The sequence below is a fragment of the Marinomonas phycocola genome, assembly GCF_047525455.1.
GTDB lineage: Bacteria > Pseudomonadota > Gammaproteobacteria > Pseudomonadales > Marinomonadaceae > Marinomonas.
The window spans coordinates 18,252-37,589 of the sequence record NZ_JBLIXL010000012.1; the positions used below are offsets into that span (position 1 = coordinate 18,252).

The window sequence follows — 19,338 nt, forward strand, 5'->3', positions numbered from 1 at the left end:
AAAAAAATAGATTTTACAACTCTAAATCGTCTTTCTCATCTGCATCTTCTTTTGGAACTGGCGGAGCAAGCAAATCAGCACGTATTTTTGCTTCAATTTCTTCTGCTATCGCAGGGTTATCCGTTAAATACTGTGCAGCATTTGCCTTACCTTGACCAATTTTACTGCCACCATAAGCATACCAAGCACCCGCTTTATCAACAAACCCTTGCTTGACACCCAAATCAATAATTTCACCCATGCGGTAAATACCAGCACCATACATAATCTGAAATTCAGTCTGCTTAAAAGGTGGTGCTATTTTATTTTTGACAACTTTAACACGAGTTTCATTGCCAACCACTTCATCGCCTTGCTTAACAGAACCTATACGTCGAATGTCCAAACGCACAGAGCTGTAGAATTTTAAAGCGTTACCTCCTGTTGTTGTTTCAGGAGATCCAAACATGACACCGATTTTCATACGGATTTGGTTGATAAAGATAACCAAGCAGTTTGCATTTTTAATCGATCCAGTCAGTTTACGCATTGCCTGAGACAATAAACGCGCTTGAACACCAACAGAGGAGTCCCCCATATCACCTTCAATTTCTGATTTAGGCACTAAGGCTGCAACAGAATCAACGATGATCACATCAACGCTGTTAGAACGCACTAACATGTCAACAATTTCAAGTGCTTGCTCGCCAGTATCAGGTTGAGAAACCAATAAGTCATTGATATTCACACCCAATTTTTCAGCATAATTTGGGTCTAACGCATGCTCAGCATCAATAAATGCACAGGTTTTTCCTTGTTTTTGTGCTTCAGCAATAACACTCAGTGTTAACGTTGTTTTACCAGAAGACTCAGGGCCGTAAATTTCACAAATTCTTCCAAACGGTAGACCACCTGCACCTAAAGCAATGTCTAGACCTAAAGAACCGGTAGAAACAGTTTCAATATTAAGGCGAGCACCCTCACCCATTTTCATGATTGCGCCTTTACCGAATTGACGTTCAATTTGTGTTAACGCGGCGTCTAATGCTTTTTTCTTGTTATCTGCTGTTGATGACATAATATAGCCCTTCAAAAATCAATAAGTGTATAAGGCAAACTTTACCCTGTTTTTAGAACCAGCTCAAGAAAATACTGTATAAAAAACCAGTATTTTTATTTTAGCAATTGAAGCATTCCTTTTAAGGCTTCTTCGGTAGCTTGTTGGCGCACTGTCGATCGATCACCATCAAAATTAAAATGGGCTACAATGGCTGTGTCACCTTTTTTTTGCCACCCAATATACACTGTTCCAACTGGCTTATCGCCTGTCGCTCCGCTAGGTCCAGCGATACCACTGACGGCAATCGCAACATCGGCCCTTTGCTTTAACACGCCAGCGCACATCTCTCTCACCGTTTGAGATGAAACAGCCCCATACCGCATCAAAGTTTCAGATTTCACTCCCAAAAGCGTTTGCTTAGCCTCATTTGAATAAGTAACTAAAGCGCATTGAAACCAACTTGAACTGCCAGCCAAATCGGTACATACGGCACCGATAAGACCACCAGTACAGGATTCTGCCGTGGCTAATTGATAATTTTGTTCAATAAGTTGCTCTGCAACCTGTTTAACCAGTTTTTCTATCTCAGTCGATATAATCACAAAGAACCCTTGCTTAAAAACAATCTAAAATACCTAATCTGAGACTTTTGCACGACTACTGCGCTTGTTAAGACTTTGTTAAAAATAGACTCAAATATGCGCATTTATGACGCATACACTCCGCTTTTTCGTCTGTTTTTGCCTCGCCTTATCGTCGCTCATGACTTCGTGCAAAGGCCTCAATCTAATTGAAGGCTATCAGAAATGCTTTTATAAAAACATATGACATCAAAGAGAAAATGAATCAAGAAGAGAGATCAGCTTGCGTTGCTGATCACGGGATAAAGTTGTCCAAACCTGATGCAGTCTTACCTGTAAATCCGCATCTTGGACGGTGACATAAGGCGCCACTGTATTAGAAACTTTATTTGCAGTATTTATTTCGCACTCTAGAAAAAACCAAGAAATAGGGGTCTCTAAGCACACAGAGATAGCAAACAAATGACTCACATTAATTTTATTCATCCCTCTTTCATAACGGGACAATTGTTGCTGAGATATACCAATTTTTTCAGACAAATACGCAGCCGTTAACTGCAACTCTTTTCGTCTCAATTGAATACGCAGCCCGATGCTAACATCTATCTCTGTAACTGAAAGTTTTGACATATTCCCACTTAGATAAACCATAATTGTCATTAAGTGGAATTTTGGAGATTTTTTACTCTTGAAAGAACATCAATAAAAGAGTAAAAACTACATTAATACGATTAAAAGAGTAATTCTAGACAAGAAGTCTACATTCAAACTATAAGGACATTCATTATGCATTCTTTACCAACATCACCTTCACTTTATCATTGCATAAAACGATTCCAATGTGTTGGCCATCAAATCAATCAGTTAACCCATAACATAGAATCTTTACTTACCAATATGATGGATAAAGAAGAGTGCACACAAAAGCACTTAAGACGGCTTCCTTGGTCCTATTCAGACCGAGAAAACAGTTCCAATTGGTTTTACCAAGACACCTATTTATCATTACCTATTGTTTATCGATCACACTCAAACACCACGTTCTTTTTAAACATTCAAATCAGTCTATATGGAGTGGGCCTAAACAGTCCGTGGATTAACAACACAGACCCTTTGGTACATGTCTTTTTTAGTGATATGACTCTTTCTTGTGAAAACACATTTGATATCGCTCTCATTCATGACCCAAGAGAATCCATCACATCCATTAATCAACGCTTTTTTTACTGGAAAAAATCTCATCCCCCTTATCAGGATTGGTTTTTTAGCGTTCCACTCAATCAATTACAAAACAACAGAAGCACCCTAATAAAACTCATACAGCCTTGCTTAAAACTGCTTAAAACTCCGATCGAAAACAATCAGGTGCCATTAGTTAATCATGAAATTAATCGCTTCTTTAAATACTCTGTCATTACAAAGAGTGACACGTGAAGAACACCATTTTATCAATGTGTTTATTTGAATAAAAAGCGTCAAAGATTGTTCTATCAAGGTAAGATTTGTTACTCTTTGGCTTTGCTGTTGCTGTGATTTACTTTTCGCTCATTGATCAACAACAGCCCTCTCAATCTTGCATAAAACCATTGCTTCGGGCCGAATAATCACCGTGAAAAACAACGACTCATCTCCATCTCATACTCCTATGATGCGCCAGTATTTTGGCCTTAAATCACAACACCCAAACCAATTACTTTTCTACCGAATGGGTGATTTTTATGAAATTTTTTATGATGATGCCAAGAAAGCAGCGAGATTACTTGATATCACCTTAACAAGTAGGGGACATTCCGGCGGCAAGCCCATTCCAATGGCAGGCATTCCTTTTCATGCCGCCGAAAACTACATTGCCCGCTTAGTCAGACTGGGAGAGTCCGTCGTTGTTTGTGAACAAGTTGGCGATCCCTCAACTAGTAAGGGCCCCGTAGACAGACAAGTTGCCCGCATTGTTACACCTGGAACATTGAGTGATGAGGCTTTCCTTGAAGAAAGAAAAGAAAATCTATTACTATCATTGGCGCATCAGTCTCGCAAAGGCGTATCTATCTTTGGTTTTTCTTATTTGGATATGGCCAGTGGGCGTTTTTGTTTATTTGAAGTTGAGGGTGAAGAAGGACTCACAAGTGAATTACAACGCCTGACTCCGACTGAGATTTTGTTATCTGAAGACTTCCCATGCACCTCTCTCATTCAGCTTGAGAAAGGCATCCGTGAACTAGGCCCTTGGCACTTTGATTACGAGTCAAGCTACCGACAATTAATTCAACAGTTTAATACGAAAGATTTATCAGGCTTTGGCTGTGAAGAACTGACCGCCGCCATTGCATCCGCAGGCGCGTTATTGCAGTACGCCAAGGATACACAGCGCTCTGAACTGCCGCACATTCGCACCATTACTGTTGATCAAAGAGACAACTGCGTTCTTATTGATGGCGCCACTCGTCGTAATCTTGAAATTGATATTAATTTAACAGGAAGTACCAGTAATACACTCACTTCTGTTTTAGACCGTTGTGCCACACCTATGGGAAGCCGTTTATTAAAACGCTGGTTACATCAGCCAATCAGAGATATTGTGGAAATCAATCATCGCCAAGACGTCATTGAGCATCTAAAGACGTCTCCCTTAATGGAGACATTAAAACAAGTACTAAAGGACATAGGCGACCTTGAACGAGTGCTATCACGTATTGGCTTACGATCAGCACGACCAAGAGATCTTGTTCGCTTAGGCACCGCACTCAATGCATTACCTTCTCTGAAAAAGCATTTAAGCACATTCGAAACATCACGCCTACAAGAAATCAATGACCGCATTGAAGAACAAAATGACATGGCAGCGGAACTGGAGCTTGCCTTAGTCGATAATCCCCCAGCCGTTATTCGCGATGGTGGCATTTTTGATAAAGGTTACGATAGCGAATTAGATGAACTCATCGCCCTATCTTCGAATGCGACTGATTTTTTGGCAGAGATGGAACGAGCAGAAAAAGAGAAAACGGGCATTAACTCCCTTAAAGTAGGTTTTAATCGGGTTCACGGTTATTACATTGAAATAAGTCGATTGCATTCTGATCAAGCACCAGTGGAGTACATTCGTCGTCAAACGTTAAAAAATGCCGAACGTTTCATCACTCCTGAATTAAAAGCATTTGAAGACAAAGCTCTCAGCGCCAAATCAAAAGCACTCGCCAGAGAAAAACAACTCTATGAAACCTTGCTTGATTCACTAAATACTTTGCTGAAATCATTGCAATCTACCAGCCAAGCGCTTGCTGAACTGGATGTATTAAGTAATCTTGCAGAACGGGCTGATAGGTTAAACTACTCACGCCCCACTTTAAACAATGGGAATATCATCGATATTAAAAAGGGTCGACACCCTGTTGTTGAGTCCGTTATAACAGACCCATTCATTCCCAATGATTTGCATATGAACCCATCCCGCTCTCTTCTGATGATTACAGGCCCTAACATGGGCGGTAAATCCACCTACATGAGACAAGTCGCATTAATCACTTTATTGGCTCACACGGGGTCATTTGTCCCCGCAGATTCCGCTACTCTAACATTGGTTGATCGCATTTTTACTAGAATGGGATCTTCTGATGATCTTGCAGGTGGTCGCTCTACTTTTATGGTGGAAATGACCGAAACGGCCAATATTCTCAACAACGCCAGCGGTCAAAGCTTGGTATTAATGGATGAAGTCGGCAGAGGAACCAGCACATTTGATGGCCTCTCATTGGCATGGTCCTCTGTGGATTATTTAGCGAAGCACATTCGTTGCTATGTGTTATTTGCGACCCACTACTTTGAATTAACACAACTGGCGGATGAATTAAGTAATGCTACCAACGTCCACCTAACGGCAACAGAACATGAAGACTCCATTGTGTTTATGCATCAAGTCCATGAAGGCCCAGCAAGCCAGAGTTATGGCCTACAAGTGGCTCAATTAGCCGGTGTGCCGAAAAAAGTCATTCAAGAAGCGCATTTAAAGCTGTCCGAGCTGGAGCAACACAGTCATCTCGCTCAGGAGTCCTTAACCAATGTGTCTATTCAGCCGTCTATGCAATCTAATGTTCAACCGCAACAAAAAGAGAGTCAGGGCCAATTACAAGAGCCTTTTCAATCCGACATGTTTAATCATAGTCGCAACAATGAGCTAGAAGACTCTCTAAACGATATCGATCCAAATACAACGACACCAATGGAAGCATTGGCTTTCTTATATAAATTAAAAAAGTTAGTGTAAACCTATATAAGCTGAACCAATGAAGTATACATCTATTTTATATGCTTCTAACACTTGCTGCCAAACCGACTAAACAACTAGAATATACAGCAATTCATTTTCTGTTTTATAAAGGAGAAGCCAAATGGCTTTCATCGTTACCGACAACTGCATTCGTTGTAAATATACTGATTGCGTAGAAGTGTGCCCTGTAGATTGTTTTTACGAAGGTCCTAATTTTTTAGCGATCAACCCAGATGAGTGTATCGACTGTGCGTTGTGTGAACCAGAATGTCCTGCTAATGCAATTTTTTCTGAAGACGAACTACCAGAAGATCAAGAAGTATTCGTGGAACTAAACAGTGAATTATCTCTAATCTGGCCAAACATCACAGAAAGAAAAGACGCTCTTCCAGATGCGGCTAAATGGGATGGTACTGAAGATAAGTTAGAATATTTAGAACGCTAACAACAATGTGAATATACTAAAATAACATTCAGTCTATTTACATAGTCGAGCCTGAATAATGGCGTTTCAAACGTGGAACGTCATACTTTTTTCATGTTCTTCTTCTGCTAATGCCCTTTTTAACCGTAATAGACTTAAAAATACACCAAAATATTGGGCACAATAAAACCACTTGAGTCGCTTACATAGGTTTTGACCACAGGCACTTAAGATCACGTTGACCGCATCACCCAACACACCTTTAAGCAAAAGGTAATACTACTCCAATGCGTCCGATAAAAAAACGCTAAGTGCATGTAATATTGAGTGTTTTCCCAATGCTGGTAATCCCGTTTAGATAAGTACTGAATCTCTCTGCCAATTGTGTGTTTGAATCTGCTTATCATTGATCTCAGCTAATTATCAGACAAAAATTCAGCTTGAGAGTGAACCCAATCTCTAAATGCTTTTACTCTAGGGCGATGAGCTGACGCCTCCATAGTTACAGAGTAATAACTTAGCTTTGCAGTTCTTGCTAAATTAAGTGGGCGAACTAACTTACCTGATTTGATTAACTGTGCTATTAGCGCACCACGACCTAAAGCAATGCCACACCCTTCTACTGCAGCATTTATCATTAAGATAGAATTGTCAAAGTGCAGATTGTTGACGTGAGCTTTTTCATAACTAACCTCATCCTTAAACCACCTCTTCCAATTCATACTTGATTCATAATCACTAATGTTCAAATCATGCAATAACGTGTGATTTAGCAAATCTGAAAACTCATTTATAGGGTTATCAATCAATATTGATGGAGAGCATACGGGATCAACAGCTTCCCTAAGGAACCTTTTTGAGTTTAATCCTGTTCACACACATCGATGTGAAGCTGGGGATGCATATGTGTTGAATGCTAAAAATTACCTCCATCGAGTCACCCTTATCTGTAACGGTGACGAACGACTAATCATAAATATGACATGGGCGAATTTGGATGACCTGAAAGCAAATTTAACCCATGAAACAGATGACATTCTATTCGCTAATTAATCAATGGAACTAAAAATGAACAAACACAATAACCCTAGAGATGAACTCTATGGACTTCTCCCTAGAATATTACAGCCATATATTACTTGGCTGAGCGGAATACCTTCTACACATGAGAAAAAATACTTTACTCAAAATTCAATAACAGTGATTGCTATAGGCTTTATATCGATACTCGTTGGTTTTTTATTTATTAACGTTGGAATTGATACTGGCGGTTTGTATGGAGTAATAGGCTATTTTCTTGGGTTTTGCTTCGTTGCTGGTGGTATGAGGCGGCTTGATGTATGGGTTATTCATCAGACACTACACAATAAAGTATTTTCGAGCGTAAAAGGGAATAAATATTTGGGGGAATTCCTAACAACTATTCTATTGCGAACCCCCTATGAAAAAAACAGAAAAGGGCACTTAGGCCATCATCGCTCTCCTTGCGATGAGAATGACGAAGATATTGTTTTTCTTAGCTCTGCTGGTTTATTCCTTGAAGAAAACAAACGGAAGCTCTATACCAATATTCTTCTTACAGTGGTCTCTCCAAGGTTCCACACAAAATTTCTGTACAACAGATTAAGTGCAAACTTAAAGAATGATGTTCCAGTCTTAAGAAGGTTAATGGCCTTAGTATATCTAACCTCGGTGATTGGTCTATTTACAGTGTTTGGTCATGGTCTAACGATATTACTCTATTGGTTCATACCGCTAATATTTGGCTTTCAAATTTCAAACTTTCTATACACCACCACAGAGCATCGATGGTGGCTATTTGAAAACAAGAAAGCCGCCGGAAGAGAAAAACGTGACTTACTATCATTCGCAAGGGTTTGCTGCTCTTTGCCGCCGCAAAACAACAATTGGTTTGTTTGATGGTTAGTGCATGGTGTAAGCCAAGGCATAGTCGCAGCTATCTTGGGATTATGGCTTTATTCATTAGCAGTTCAAAAGCTTGGCGCAGCACGTGGGTCTCTCTTCGGAGCTTTAGTACCTGCAATAGCTATTTGTGGAGGGTTTCTATTTCTATTTGAAGTACCAACTGAATACGAAACTATTGGAGTTATTTTAACAACCATCGGTATTATTATTTCAATGAAAGGGACTAAAGATGAATAGAACTATAAATGTTGCAGTTATAGATAAAAATTGTATAAAATCCATTATATTTCAATGACTTGAAATACATTCAGGGACGACTACATATTTTAGCACCTAAAAAAAAGACGGCTAATGCCGTCTTTTTTTTATCGCTGACATCCGAGTCTGCGACTCATCCGATGAGTATAAAATCCATTTTAAACATCATCATAATATCTAAACTTCCAAGTATCATGACTTAATCCATAAGCCCTTCAAATCCGTTTGCATCATCCGTGATATTGCTTATCCATAATCAGCAAGGTCCTATCCAAAAAAACATCCTGTTTTAAGTTCATCATGTACTTCCTCAATCCGTGAGATTCCGTTCAGACGTGTTTAGAATACCACTATTTTCGGACTAATCAATGAGGTCAAAAAACAAGAAAAAATAAATAAAAATCAATAAAATCAAAATCTTAAATAAAAATCACAAGATTTTATCAAGAAGTCGTACAGAACAAGAAATAATGACTTACAAGGAACGTAAGAACTGTCTTACATTCCTTATTATTATATTACGGATAAGAAGCTATCGACCCATTTCAATGTATCCACATAGGATGATTTAAGATCATCAATAGGGACCGAGCTAATCACTTTATGCCCTTTATTAAATTGTTCCACAATATCCAGAACATTACCGACATTACCATTACGCTCAATAATGGCATTAGTAAACTCTTTAGGTAAAGGGAGCTGCTTTAGAACTTCAGGTAAGCTAATACCAACGCAAGAATCCATCATGCTAAGCATACCTGCTAAGAAATACTTTTCGTTATGGTCATGGCCTAATCTTATCGAGAGTAATTCGGCGTGTTTCGCGCGTAAAAGTATCGATTCTAATAAGACATGACGATCGCCCACCAATTCAGACATTAATAACAAATTGGTTAACGCTTTTAAATGATCGACGCCCACCAAAACAATTGCCAATCTGACAGAGTCAACACTGGCAGCAAGCCCAGATATAGGAGAGTTAAGGAACTTCAGGAGCTTATGAACCAATCCGATGTCTCCACTGACAATGGACTCCAATTCATCGACATTTAGATTGTCCGCTTTCAAAAGTTCAGCCATCAACTGTAATAATGCCATTCTGCTAACTTTCGTCGCTTTTTTACTAATCACTTCTGGTCGTTCGAAAAAATACCCTTGGTAATAATCCGCACCTAATACCTCACAAAAGTTAAATTCTTCCCAAGTTTCTATTTTTTCTGCAATGATTTTGACTTTAAAACCCTTCAGGGCATCCATCTGCTGCATAAAGCAATCTCGACCCAGGCTCTGTAAATCCAGTTTCACATAGGTTGCTAGCTCAACAAAGGGTAACAATTTAGGTTCATACACAAAGTCATCTAAAGCCAACTTATAGCCTGCGCTTACCCATTTTCTTAACGACGCTAGTAATAAAGCATCAAACCCTGAATTTTCCAGTATCTCGATAACAACTTGAGACTTATCCAGAGGAACACCGCTTGGGTTCATCAAATACGCTCTTGGAAAATTGATGAAGGCTTTATTCCCCCTCACCATGTTGTCCATCCCTATTTCTAGCAAACTACCAGAAATAACTTGGGCGGTGGCACTGACGTCATCAAACAACTCTGCATTTAAAGCATTTAAGTCTTTCCTATACAAAAGTTCATATCCCATGATCTCCTGTTTAGTTGTAAAAATAGGTTGACGTGCTATCGTGACATTCATATTAGCGCTCAGTAATTTTCAATTAATTGCGTCGTAAATTGACCTTATCGCTAACATTACCTGTTAGTGAAGCTATAAAACAATAAAAAATGCAATTGGGTGTTAGTAATAAACTTGATAACATAACAAAATTACAAAAGTAAAATCAATGTGGGGTTATCAATGCCAATTTATCGCTCAAAGACAACTACATCAGGTAGAAATATGGCGGGTGCTCGCGCTTTATGGCGCGCAACTGGAATGACTGATGAAGATTTTCATAAACCAATCATCGCTGTCGCAAACTCATTTACTCAGTTTGTCCCTGGCCATGTGCATTTAAAAGACATGGGCCAACTTGTTGCTCGTGAAATCGAAGCAGCAGGCGGCGTTGCAAAAGAATTTAATACTATCGCAGTTGACGACGGTATCGCAATGGGTCACGACGGCATGCTCTACAGCTTACCGTCTCGAGATCTGATTGCTGACTCAGTTGAATATATGGTTAACGCACACTGTGCCGATGCTCTAGTTTGCATATCTAACTGCGATAAAATCACACCAGGGATGCTAATGGCAGCATTACGCTTAAATATTCCTGTCATCTTTGTTTCTGGTGGTCCAATGGAGGCAGGTAAAACAAAACTGTCTGAAAACAAATTAGATTTAGTTGATGCAATGGTCATTGCTGCCGACTCTGAAGCATCAGATGAAAAAGTTGCCGCCTACGAACGCTCTGCGTGCCCAACTTGTGGCTCTTGCTCTGGTATGTTCACGGCTAATTCGATGAACTGCCTAACAGAAGCGCTTGGATTAAGTCTACCGGGAAACGGTACGACCTTAGCGACTCACTCGGATCGAGAGCGTCTATTTAAAGAAGCGGGCCACCGTATCGTTGATATCACTAAACGTTATTACGATAACGATGAGTTTAATTTGGCACCTCGTGCAATCGCGTGTTTTAAAGCATTCGAGAATGCGATGGCGTTAGATATCGCTATGGGCGGTTCAACCAATACGATTCTGCATTTATTGGCAATGGCTCAAGAAGCAGAAATCGACTTTACATTAAAAGACATTGATCGACTGTCTCGTAAAATCCCTCAACTTTGTAAAGTGGCACCAAATTCTCCTAAATATCACGTGGAAGATGTGCACAGAGCCGGTGGCATATTTGGCCTCTTAGGTGAGCTAGATCGCGCAGGCTTATTACACAGTGATATTCCAACCATTCACAGCGCGACAATGTCTGACGCGTTGGATAAATGGGACATTATGCGTAATCCGACCCCGGAAATATTAAAGTTTTTCCGTGCAGGTCCAGCAGGCATCCCAACACAAACGGCGTTTAGCCAATCGACTCGTTGGACTTCTGTTGACGGTGATCGTGAAGACGGCTGCATTCGCTCAATTGAAAACGCCTTCTCCCTTGAAGGTGGCTTAGCCGTACTATACGGAAACATCGCGCTAGATGGTTGTGTCGTGAAAAGTGCAGGGGTAGATGAATCTTGCCTAGTATTTGAAGGCCCTGCTCATATTACTGAGTCTCAAGATGAAGCCGTAAGCAATGTTTTAGAAGACAAAGTAAAAGCAGGTGAAGTCGTTATTGTTCGTTATGAAGGTCCTAAAGGCGGCCCAGGCATGCAAGAAATGCTTTATCCAACGTCTTACATCAAATCAAAAGGTCTAGGTAAAGCCTGTGCACTTTTGACTGATGGCCGTTTCTCTGGCGGCACTTCTGGTCTGTCTATTGGTCACGTGTCTCCAGAAGCGGCATCCGGCGGTGCCATTGGTTTAGTTGAGTCAGGTGATGTTATTAGAATTGATATCCCAAATAGAACCATTAATGTTTTACTTTCCGATGAAGAATTAGCCGCTCGTCGTGCTGCAATGGAAGCCAAAGGTGACCAGGCATGGCAACCCGCTAAAGATCGCCCAAGAAAAGTAACAACATCACTAAAGGTATACGCACACTTCGCAACAAGTGCAGATAAAGGTGCAGTCAGAGACACATCTTTATTAAAGTAAGTCATTTATTATAGTGATGGCTTGCACAGCATCATTACCATAAAAACAAAGCTTACTTCACATCCATACTGCTTACACATCGCAGTGTGGATGTATTTTTGCATTATTCTTGCACGATATCCTATGCAATAATTAAAACATATTGCTGCTTACAACGCTTAACGCTTCTTTTCTCTCGCAGAAAATACCTTTACCTAAAATCAACAATCAGCACACTGTCATTTGTACATATTATTAGATCGTTTTAACGACTATAATAACCACCTATATACAATGAATTATGTCACTTATCTTTTCTTTATTTAAAATTCATCGCTCTAATTGTGCGAGTTTTACTATAATTTAACTTTCTGTTTTTCGTATACCGAATCTTCAAGGATTTCTATGCTGAGTTATCGCCATATTTACCATGCTGGCAACCATGCAGATATTTTAAAGCATATTATTGTTAGCCAAATTTGCCAACACTTCACAAAAAAAGAAGCCCCCTTTTTTTACCTAGATACTCATGCAGGAATTGGTGAATATCCTCTTGCCTCAATACAAGCTCAAAAAAACAAAGAGTTTGAGTCTGGAATTGCAAAACTGATAGCAGCAAAAAAATTACCCGAGCCCATTGAGGAGTTTGTTAATATTGTTCAATCAATGAATGCACAAAATGAACTACTCACTTACCCCGGCAGCCCAAAAGTCGTGGCGCATTACCAAAGACAAAAAGATAAAATGCATTTGTGTGAATTGCATCCAAATGACTTTCCGATATTAGCAGGGCACTTCCCAAACAAACGCAAAGCGAATGTGCAAAAAGGCGATGGCTTTGCGGCCGTAAAAGCGATGTTACCACCTCCCCAAAAACGTGGCTTTGTTCTAATGGACCCGCCTTATGAAGTCAAAAAAGATTATCAAGCTGTTGTCAGTGCATTATTAGATGGATACAAGCGTTTTCCTACTGGAACCTACGCCATATGGTATCCTGTACTATCTCGCCGCCAAGCGGACAGTTTAATTAACTCTATAAAATCTAAAGGAATTCGCAATACATTACTTATAGAGTTATTAATTCGTGACGCCGACGCGGATCAAGGAATGAATGGAAGTGGTATGATTATCACCAATCCGCCATGGACATTAGAAACAAAAGCGAAACAATACTTACCCACGTTAGCATCAATTTTAGGTGAAAACTCTAACGCGGCATTTCAAGTTCGTTGGATAACGCCCGAATAAGCATTTAATACTGATGAAAAGGAGAGGAGAAATGCAAAGTAAACATAACATTTTTAAATCCGCGTTTGATTTTATGCCAACCCCGGCATTTGTGATAGAAAGAGTAAGCGGTAAGATCGTAGGCTCCAACCAAGGATTTAGAGCGTTATTTGCAAATCAAGTTGTTTCTCCACCTGAACATTGGCTAATGCTGAGTGCAACCTCTTCAGAACAAGAAAAATGGGATTGGTTATCAAATGAAATTGATATGGGAAGCATTGACCGCTGCCAAGAAAACATTCAAATTGGTGATCTTGTTATTAGCACTGAATTAGGCTTCCAATCTATTGATGACGATCATTATCTTGCTTGCGTCTACAGCACCGATTACATGGATCTGTCTTCTGCCGAAAATACACTTCTCAAATTTGCCCTTACTGAATCCTCATCAGGTCTCTGGTTATGGGAAACAGAAGGCGATTTAGTGGTTTGTTCCGAATCCATCTCGATGCTTTTAGGTTGCGAGCCAATTGACGCACCTCAATCAACAGAAGAATGGCATAGCTTAGTACATGCAAACGACATTGCTCAATTACAAAACACCTTGTTTGAACATTTAAAAGCGAATGGTGATTACTACGAAGAAGAATATCGGATTCGTAGGTCAGATGGCACTTATCTATGGGTCAAAGAGCGAGGACGCACTTACTCTAAAAATAGTGAAGGAAAAATTGCGAAGATCATTGGTTTTATGGAAGACATAAGCTCTCAAAAAGCACTAGAAGAGCATTTACGTAATCAGGCCACATACGATGAATTAACAGGCTTATTAAACCATGGCGCAGCTATCTCTCACTTCAAAAAGCAATTGGGTCTTGCAAAACGACAATACACGCCTCTGATTATGGTAAAAATCAATATCGGATTTGATGAGTGCTTAACAGGTTTATCTGCTCAAGATAAAAATGCTGCCATTCGAGCTTCTAGCCAATATGTTTACAGCCATATTCGTGAAGCTGACGTATTAGCAAGAGTAGAGCCAGAAAAACTGTTGCTTTTACTACCCAATACCAGCATCAAAGAAGCCCAAAAATTGCTCTCTAACTTGGTTGAGCCAGACCCAATTCTAACAGTTGAACTAACAACAGACGTAACTAGAGAGTTAAAACTCTGCGCAGGTATGGCGGTTTTCCCTGAAGATGGAGAAACAATAGAAGAGTTGGCGGAAAGTGCAAATATTGCCGTTGAGTCTTGCCTTCAATCCAATATAAAAGTTGCGTTAAATTAAATAAAAATGCCGCTGAGTTATGACCCTGAGCGGCATTATTGAACGCTTTTATAAATCTATTAGCTACGAAATACGGTCATACACGACAAAACTATAATTATAAGGGTTAGGTCCTTCTGCTAAAAAGTCTTCTCGTGCGACTTCGTTAAAAAGCGACCAATCTACTTCAGGAAAGTAAGCGTCTCCAGTAATATCTGAATGAACATGCGTAATATAAAGACGATCCGCTATCGGTAACGCCCGTTGATAAATTTGAGCGCCACCAATCACCATGATTTCTTCATGCCCTTCCACAAAAGCGATACTTTCCCCTAAAGAGACAGCACCTTCTACCGTTTGAATGCAATCCACACCATCATAGTGTAAACCCTCTTGGCGGCTAATAATAATATTTCGTCTTCCTGGTAATGGCCGGCCAATGGATTCAAAGGTTTTACGCCCCATTACAATCGGCTTTCCCATTGTAATACGTTTAAAATACTGTAAATCATTAGGCAAATGCCAAGGTAAGGCATTATTAATCCCAATCACTCGATTCTCAGACATAGCAACGATCAAAGACAACATAATAATTCTCAGTAATTTATCAGTAACTTATATCGCAATAGGAGCCGATATATGAGGTTGTGGTTCGTAGCCTACAATTTCGAAATCTTCAAAACGATAATCAAAAATAGAATCTGCTTTACGTGAAATGGACAGTGTTGGCAACGTAGAAGGTTTTCTTTCCAATTGTTGCTTAGCTTGCTCTAAATGGTTTGCATATAAGTGACAATCACCTATAGAAATAACAATTTCACCCGGCTCTAGATCACATTGTTGTGCCAGCATATGCGTTAAAAATGCTAAAGATGCCGTATTGTAAGGGTTGCCTAAGAATAAGTCGTTGCTACGGATATAAAGTGACGCGCTCAGCTTTCCGTTACAAACATAAAATTGGTACAACAGATGACATGGAGGCAATGCCATTAAGCCCGCAGCAGCGTTCTCCCATGGCTTTTTAGTTTCATCTGGAAGATAGGCAACATTCCAACCATTGAGGATATGACGACGGCTTGAAGGGTTATTCTTCAACCCTTCCACTAATGTCTCGACTTGATCGTATACCTTTCCATCGTCTCCTTTCCAGTTACGCCATTGCGCACCATATACAGGGCCGAGTTCACCCTCTTCTGTCGCCCATTCATCCCAAATACTCACACCATTGTCTTTCAAATAACGAATGTTTGTATCACCACTAAGAAACCACAATAATTCGTGCAAGATGCTCCGAACATGCAATTTTTTAGTCGTAAGTAAAGGAAAACCGTCTTGTAGGTCATAGCGAACTTGGCGACCAAAAACACTGTAGGTACCGGTACCAGTGCGATCGCTTTTAAACTGACCATTGTCTAAAACATCTTGCAAGAGTTGCAGATAAGGAGTCATAAAATCACCTAATACGCTCTAAAAAATGCCACAGATTCTAGCATTTTTTAGAGCACGTTTTATAGCTATTATTAGGAGATCAAACCGAGTGTGTTAACGGTTTTACTGACCTGAATCCATAAGCGACTAACACAGCACCTCCTATCAGCATAGGAACAGACAATAATTGACCTTGTGTTAACCAACCAAACGCTAGATAACCAATGTGCGCGTCAGGTTGACGGAAGAACTCAACCACAACTCTAAAGGCACCATAAAAGAACAGAAATGCACCTGAAACACAGTATCTTGGTTTTTCTTTTTGTGAAAAAAACCACAAAATGGAAAATAGAACAACACCTTCTAGTGCAAATTGATACAACTGAGAAGGATGACGAATAAGCTGACTTGTATCCGTAGGAAATACCATCCCCCATGACACATCGGTCACTTTACCCCATAATTCACCACCAATAAAGTTACCGATTCGACCCGCACCAAGACCAATAGGCACCAAAGGCGCTATAAAGTCAGTAACATCAATAAGGTGTTTTTTGTAACGCTTACCAAATAACCACATGGCAACAATCACACCTAATAAACCACCATGAAAAGACATGCCGCCTTCCCATATACGAAACAAGCTCAATGGGTCATTTAATAATCCGTCGAATTGATAAAACAAAACGTATCCAATTCGACCACCTAAAATGACACCCATCGCCCCGTAAAAAATCACATCACTTACTTGATCTACAGTCCACTTTCCATTCGATTGTTTTGCTCTATATGCACCTAATAAGTAGGCACCAGCAAAACCAATAAGGTACATAATGCCATACCAGTGAACAGAAAGGGGACCAAGTGAGATCGCAACAGGGTCAATGTTTGGGTAATCAATCATTCTGTTTAACCTTTATCTAAATATCACTAATGTATAGATTGATTGGTGTTACTTGGTCGAACCAAACGCTCAATATCCGCTTCTCTCATCAGGCGAGTCATCGTTTGGGTAACAGCATCAGCATGCACCAAACTCATCACTTGAGTTAACATATCATTCGCTTGTTCTGCATTAATGTTACGTATCACCGCCTTTACTTTTGGCAAGTTTGTGGAGCTCATTGAAAGCGTATCGTATCCCATCGCCATTAATAAAATCGCTCCCATAGGGTCGCCCGCCATTTCACCACAAACACTCAGGCCAATACCTTCATGCTTTACTTCCGCCACAATATTTCTTAAGGCATGTAATACCGCAGGATGAAAAGGATTGTATAAGTCAGCGACTCTCGGGTTATTACGATCCACCGCGAGAAGATACTGAGTTAAATCATTGCTACCGACAGACATAAAGTCGACGATAGAAGCCAATGCTTTCACTTGATAAACGGCAGCGGGTACTTCAATCATCACACCCACATCTGGCATCACCACATCGTAGCCTTCTTCTTTTACTTCCATGTAAGAACGACGAATTAGCGACTGAGCTTCTTCTACTTCCGCCACATTAGAAATCATAGGTAACATTATTTTTAGGTTATGCAAACCTGAGCTGGCTTTAATCATCGCTCGAACTTGGCCTAGAAAAATTTCGGTATGATCTAGTGTAACTCGAATACCACGCCATCCTAAAAATGGGTTTTCTTCTTCAATAGAAAAATACGGCAGGGCTTTATCACCACCAATATCCAAAGTCCTCATGGTCACTGGTGCAGGCGCAAACCCCTCCAATTGTTGACGATAAATCTGTTCTTGCTCTGTTTCTGTCGGAAAATGTTCTCGTACCATGAAAGGCACTTCAGTTCGATAAAGACCGATGCCCTCCGCACCACGATCTAAAGATAACCCGATGTCTGCAGACAATCCCGTATTCACAAACAACGACATTCTATGACCGTCTTTTGTTTCACAGGGTAGGTCTTTTAATGTTTGAAACTCTTCTTCAAGAATTTTTTGTTCATCAACAACTTGTTGATAACTTTCGATCATTTTCTCAGATGGATTCGTAAAAATCTTGCCTGAGTAACCATCAATAATAATGCTTTTTTTATCCAGTTGAGAATAAGGTAGATCCATCGCACCCATTACGGTTGGAATCCCCATAGCTCTAGCTAAGATTGCAACATGAGAGTTACCAGAACCCATAACAGAAACAAGACCTTTAATTTTATCTAAAGGTATTTCGCCCAACATAGATGCGGTCAACTCTTCCCCTATTACAATAGCAGGCTCAGAAAAATGACTGGCTGTATTAGGAGAGTTTTCTTGCAAGTGAGAAAGAATTCGACAACCTAAATCCCGAATATCCGAAGCTCTTTCCCGAAGATAGGTATCATCCATCATATTAAATTGGGCAATGTGCGCGAGAAATACTTGACGCAAAGCACCTTGAGCCCAGTTGCCTTCTTTGATCTTATCCTCAACCTCAAGAGCAATCGTATTGTCATCTAAAATTTTTAGATAAACATCAAATAGCTCTTTTTCATCAGAAGAAAGGTGCTGACTAAGACGGCTACTTACTTTTCGGATGTCGGTTCGAGCCCCTTCTAAAGCAGATCTAAAGCTATCAATTTCATGCTGGGGATTATCTGATATACGATCTGGGATCGCATTTAAATCAGCGGGTGGATAGACAACCACACCAGTACCGATCGCCACACCTGAGCTACCGGGAATGCCTTTGTAACGTAAATCGGTATGGGTTATGTCTTTTGACTTGTTAAAAACAGTCATTGCACCTGTTGCTTCAGCATGAGCAATAATACTGGCAAGCTGAGCAGACAGGGTAATTAAAAACGCTTCTTCACCTTCATCGAAACGACGCTTATCTTCATGTTGGACAACCAACACACCAAGCACTTCACGATGATGAATAATAGGAACGCCAAGAAAAGATTTATAACGCTCTTCTCCAGTGCCTTTTAGCAAATGGAATTCGGGATGCTTCTGCGCATCTTCTAAATTAACCGGCTCAGCCCTACGACCAACAAGACTCACCAAACCTTCATTAGGTTTTAAACTTGCGCTACCAGCCACATCAAGGTTTAACCCTCGGGTTGCCATCAACAAATATTCTTTAGAACTAGGATCAACTAGATAGACAGAGCACACTTCTGTACGCATCGTCCGTCTCACACGACGAACGATAATATCCAAGGCCGCAGATAATGATTCTGCCGCGGCTACTTCCTGCGTTATACGCCTTAACAAATTTAGCATATTTTTCCTTTT

17 protein-coding genes and 2 pseudogenes are annotated in these 19,338 nt (G+C 40.2%); 9 read left to right on the top strand and 10 right to left on the bottom strand.

Annotated features, from left to right (window positions below; genetic code table 11):
• Nucleotides 1–13: 13 nt before the first annotated feature.
• The 3 genes from recA to ACMUMJ_RS10285 form a co-directional block, all read right to left on the bottom strand.
• Nucleotides 14–1,057 carry a recombinase RecA gene (gene recA / locus ACMUMJ_RS10275; protein WP_414678740.1) on the bottom strand — a complete coding sequence of 348 codons (1,044 nt, stop codon included), beginning with the start codon at nt 1,055–1,057 and terminating at the stop codon, nt 14–16.
• A 95-nt stretch (nt 1,058–1,152) separates the two neighbouring features.
• Complete coding sequence (locus ACMUMJ_RS10280) at nt 1,153–1,641, bottom strand: CinA family protein (RefSeq protein WP_414678741.1); 489 nt, start codon at nt 1,639–1,641, stop codon at nt 1,153–1,155.
• Between the two features lie 228 nt (nt 1,642–1,869).
• On the bottom strand, nt 1,870–2,250 hold the full coding sequence (locus tag ACMUMJ_RS10285) for a helix-turn-helix domain-containing protein (RefSeq protein WP_414678742.1): 381 nt from the start codon (nt 2,248–2,250) through the stop codon (nt 1,870–1,872).
• 156 nt (nt 2,251–2,406) lie between these two features.
• Here ACMUMJ_RS10285 and ACMUMJ_RS10290 point away from each other — a divergent pair, with 156 nt between their 5' ends.
• The 3 genes from ACMUMJ_RS10290 to fdxA all read left to right on the top strand — a co-directional run bounded on the left by ACMUMJ_RS10290 (nt 2,407) and on the right by fdxA (nt 6,326).
• Nucleotides 2,407–3,054, top strand: a complete 648-nt coding sequence (locus tag ACMUMJ_RS10290) for a hypothetical protein (RefSeq protein WP_414678743.1) — start codon at nt 2,407–2,409, stop codon at nt 3,052–3,054.
• A gap of 211 nt (nt 3,055–3,265) precedes the next feature.
• The gene (gene mutS, locus ACMUMJ_RS10295; RefSeq protein WP_414678808.1) at nt 3,266–5,878 is read left to right on the top strand and encodes a DNA mismatch repair protein MutS; all 2,613 of its coding nucleotides are present in this window, start codon (nt 3,266–3,268) and stop codon (nt 5,876–5,878) included.
• 124 nt (nt 5,879–6,002) lie between these two features.
• Entirely contained in the window at nt 6,003–6,326 is a 324-nt protein-coding gene (fdxA, locus tag ACMUMJ_RS10300) for a ferredoxin FdxA (protein WP_414678744.1), read from the top strand.
• A 66-nt stretch (nt 6,327–6,392) separates the two neighbouring features.
• Here fdxA and ACMUMJ_RS10305 read toward each other — a convergent pair.
• Nucleotides 6,393–6,572: pseudogene (locus tag ACMUMJ_RS10305) on the bottom strand (IS5/IS1182 family transposase); the annotation flags it as partial.
• A gap of 149 nt (nt 6,573–6,721) precedes the next feature.
• Nucleotides 6,722–7,162, bottom strand: a pseudogene (locus tag ACMUMJ_RS10310) (LysR substrate-binding domain-containing protein); the annotation flags it as partial.
• On the opposite strand from ACMUMJ_RS10310, the gene ACMUMJ_RS16880 reads away from it, so the two are divergent.
• From ACMUMJ_RS16880 to ACMUMJ_RS10320, 3 genes are read left to right on the top strand one after another with little or no spacing between them, the layout of a single operon-like run.
• On the top strand, nt 7,116–7,358 hold the full coding sequence (locus ACMUMJ_RS16880; RefSeq protein ID WP_527195820.1) for a HalD/BesD family halogenase: 243 nt from the start codon (nt 7,116–7,118) through the stop codon (nt 7,356–7,358). The pseudogene ACMUMJ_RS10310 and the gene ACMUMJ_RS16880 sit on opposite strands and share 47 nt — an antisense overlap.
• 15 nt (nt 7,359–7,373) lie before the next feature.
• On the top strand, nt 7,374–8,225 hold the full coding sequence (locus tag ACMUMJ_RS10315) for a fatty acid desaturase (protein ID WP_414678745.1): 852 nt from the start codon (nt 7,374–7,376) through the stop codon (nt 8,223–8,225).
• 6 nt (nt 8,226–8,231) lie between these two features.
• Nucleotides 8,232–8,468: an EamA family transporter gene (locus ACMUMJ_RS10320; protein WP_414678746.1), complete on the top strand. Its 237-nt coding sequence runs from the start codon at nt 8,232–8,234 to the stop codon at nt 8,466–8,468.
• Nucleotides 8,469–9,002: 534 nt separating this feature from the next.
• Here the strand turns inward: ACMUMJ_RS10320 and ACMUMJ_RS10325 are convergent.
• Nucleotides 9,003–10,145, bottom strand: coding sequence for an EAL and HDOD domain-containing protein (locus tag ACMUMJ_RS10325; RefSeq protein ID WP_414678747.1), 1,143 nt, complete (start codon nt 10,143–10,145; stop codon nt 9,003–9,005).
• Between the two features lie 213 nt (nt 10,146–10,358).
• On the opposite strand from ACMUMJ_RS10325, the gene ilvD reads away from it, so the two are divergent.
• From ilvD to ACMUMJ_RS10340, 3 genes are all read left to right on the top strand, one after another.
• Nucleotides 10,359–12,203 carry a dihydroxy-acid dehydratase gene (gene ilvD, locus ACMUMJ_RS10330; RefSeq protein ID WP_414678748.1) on the top strand — a complete coding sequence of 615 codons (1,845 nt, stop codon included), beginning with the start codon at nt 10,359–10,361 and terminating at the stop codon, nt 12,201–12,203.
• 384 nt (nt 12,204–12,587) lie between these two features.
• The gene (locus ACMUMJ_RS10335; RefSeq protein WP_414678749.1) at nt 12,588–13,430 is read left to right on the top strand and encodes a 23S rRNA (adenine(2030)-N(6))-methyltransferase RlmJ; all 843 of its coding nucleotides are present in this window, start codon (nt 12,588–12,590) and stop codon (nt 13,428–13,430) included.
• A 31-nt stretch (nt 13,431–13,461) separates the two neighbouring features.
• Complete coding sequence (locus ACMUMJ_RS10340; protein ID WP_414678750.1) at nt 13,462–14,697, top strand: PAS domain-containing protein; 1,236 nt, start codon at nt 13,462–13,464, stop codon at nt 14,695–14,697.
• Nucleotides 14,698–14,760: 63 nt separating this feature from the next.
• Here the strand turns inward: ACMUMJ_RS10340 and folA are convergent, their stop codons facing one another.
• The 4 genes from folA to ptsP form a co-directional block, all read right to left on the bottom strand.
• Nucleotides 14,761–15,264: a type 3 dihydrofolate reductase gene (gene folA, locus ACMUMJ_RS10345; RefSeq protein ID WP_414678751.1), complete on the bottom strand. Its 504-nt coding sequence runs from the start codon at nt 15,262–15,264 to the stop codon at nt 14,761–14,763.
• 27 nt (nt 15,265–15,291) lie between these two features.
• Nucleotides 15,292–16,125, bottom strand: a complete 834-nt coding sequence (locus ACMUMJ_RS10350) for a thymidylate synthase (RefSeq protein ID WP_414678752.1) — start codon at nt 16,123–16,125, stop codon at nt 15,292–15,294.
• A 79-nt stretch (nt 16,126–16,204) separates the two neighbouring features.
• Nucleotides 16,205–17,008, bottom strand: coding sequence for a prolipoprotein diacylglyceryl transferase (gene lgt, locus ACMUMJ_RS10355; protein WP_414678753.1), 804 nt, complete (start codon nt 17,006–17,008; stop codon nt 16,205–16,207).
• A gap of 26 nt (nt 17,009–17,034) precedes the next feature.
• Complete coding sequence (gene ptsP / locus ACMUMJ_RS10360) at nt 17,035–19,326, bottom strand: phosphoenolpyruvate--protein phosphotransferase (RefSeq protein WP_414678754.1); 2,292 nt, start codon at nt 19,324–19,326, stop codon at nt 17,035–17,037.
• Nucleotides 19,327–19,338: the final 12 nt, after the last annotated feature.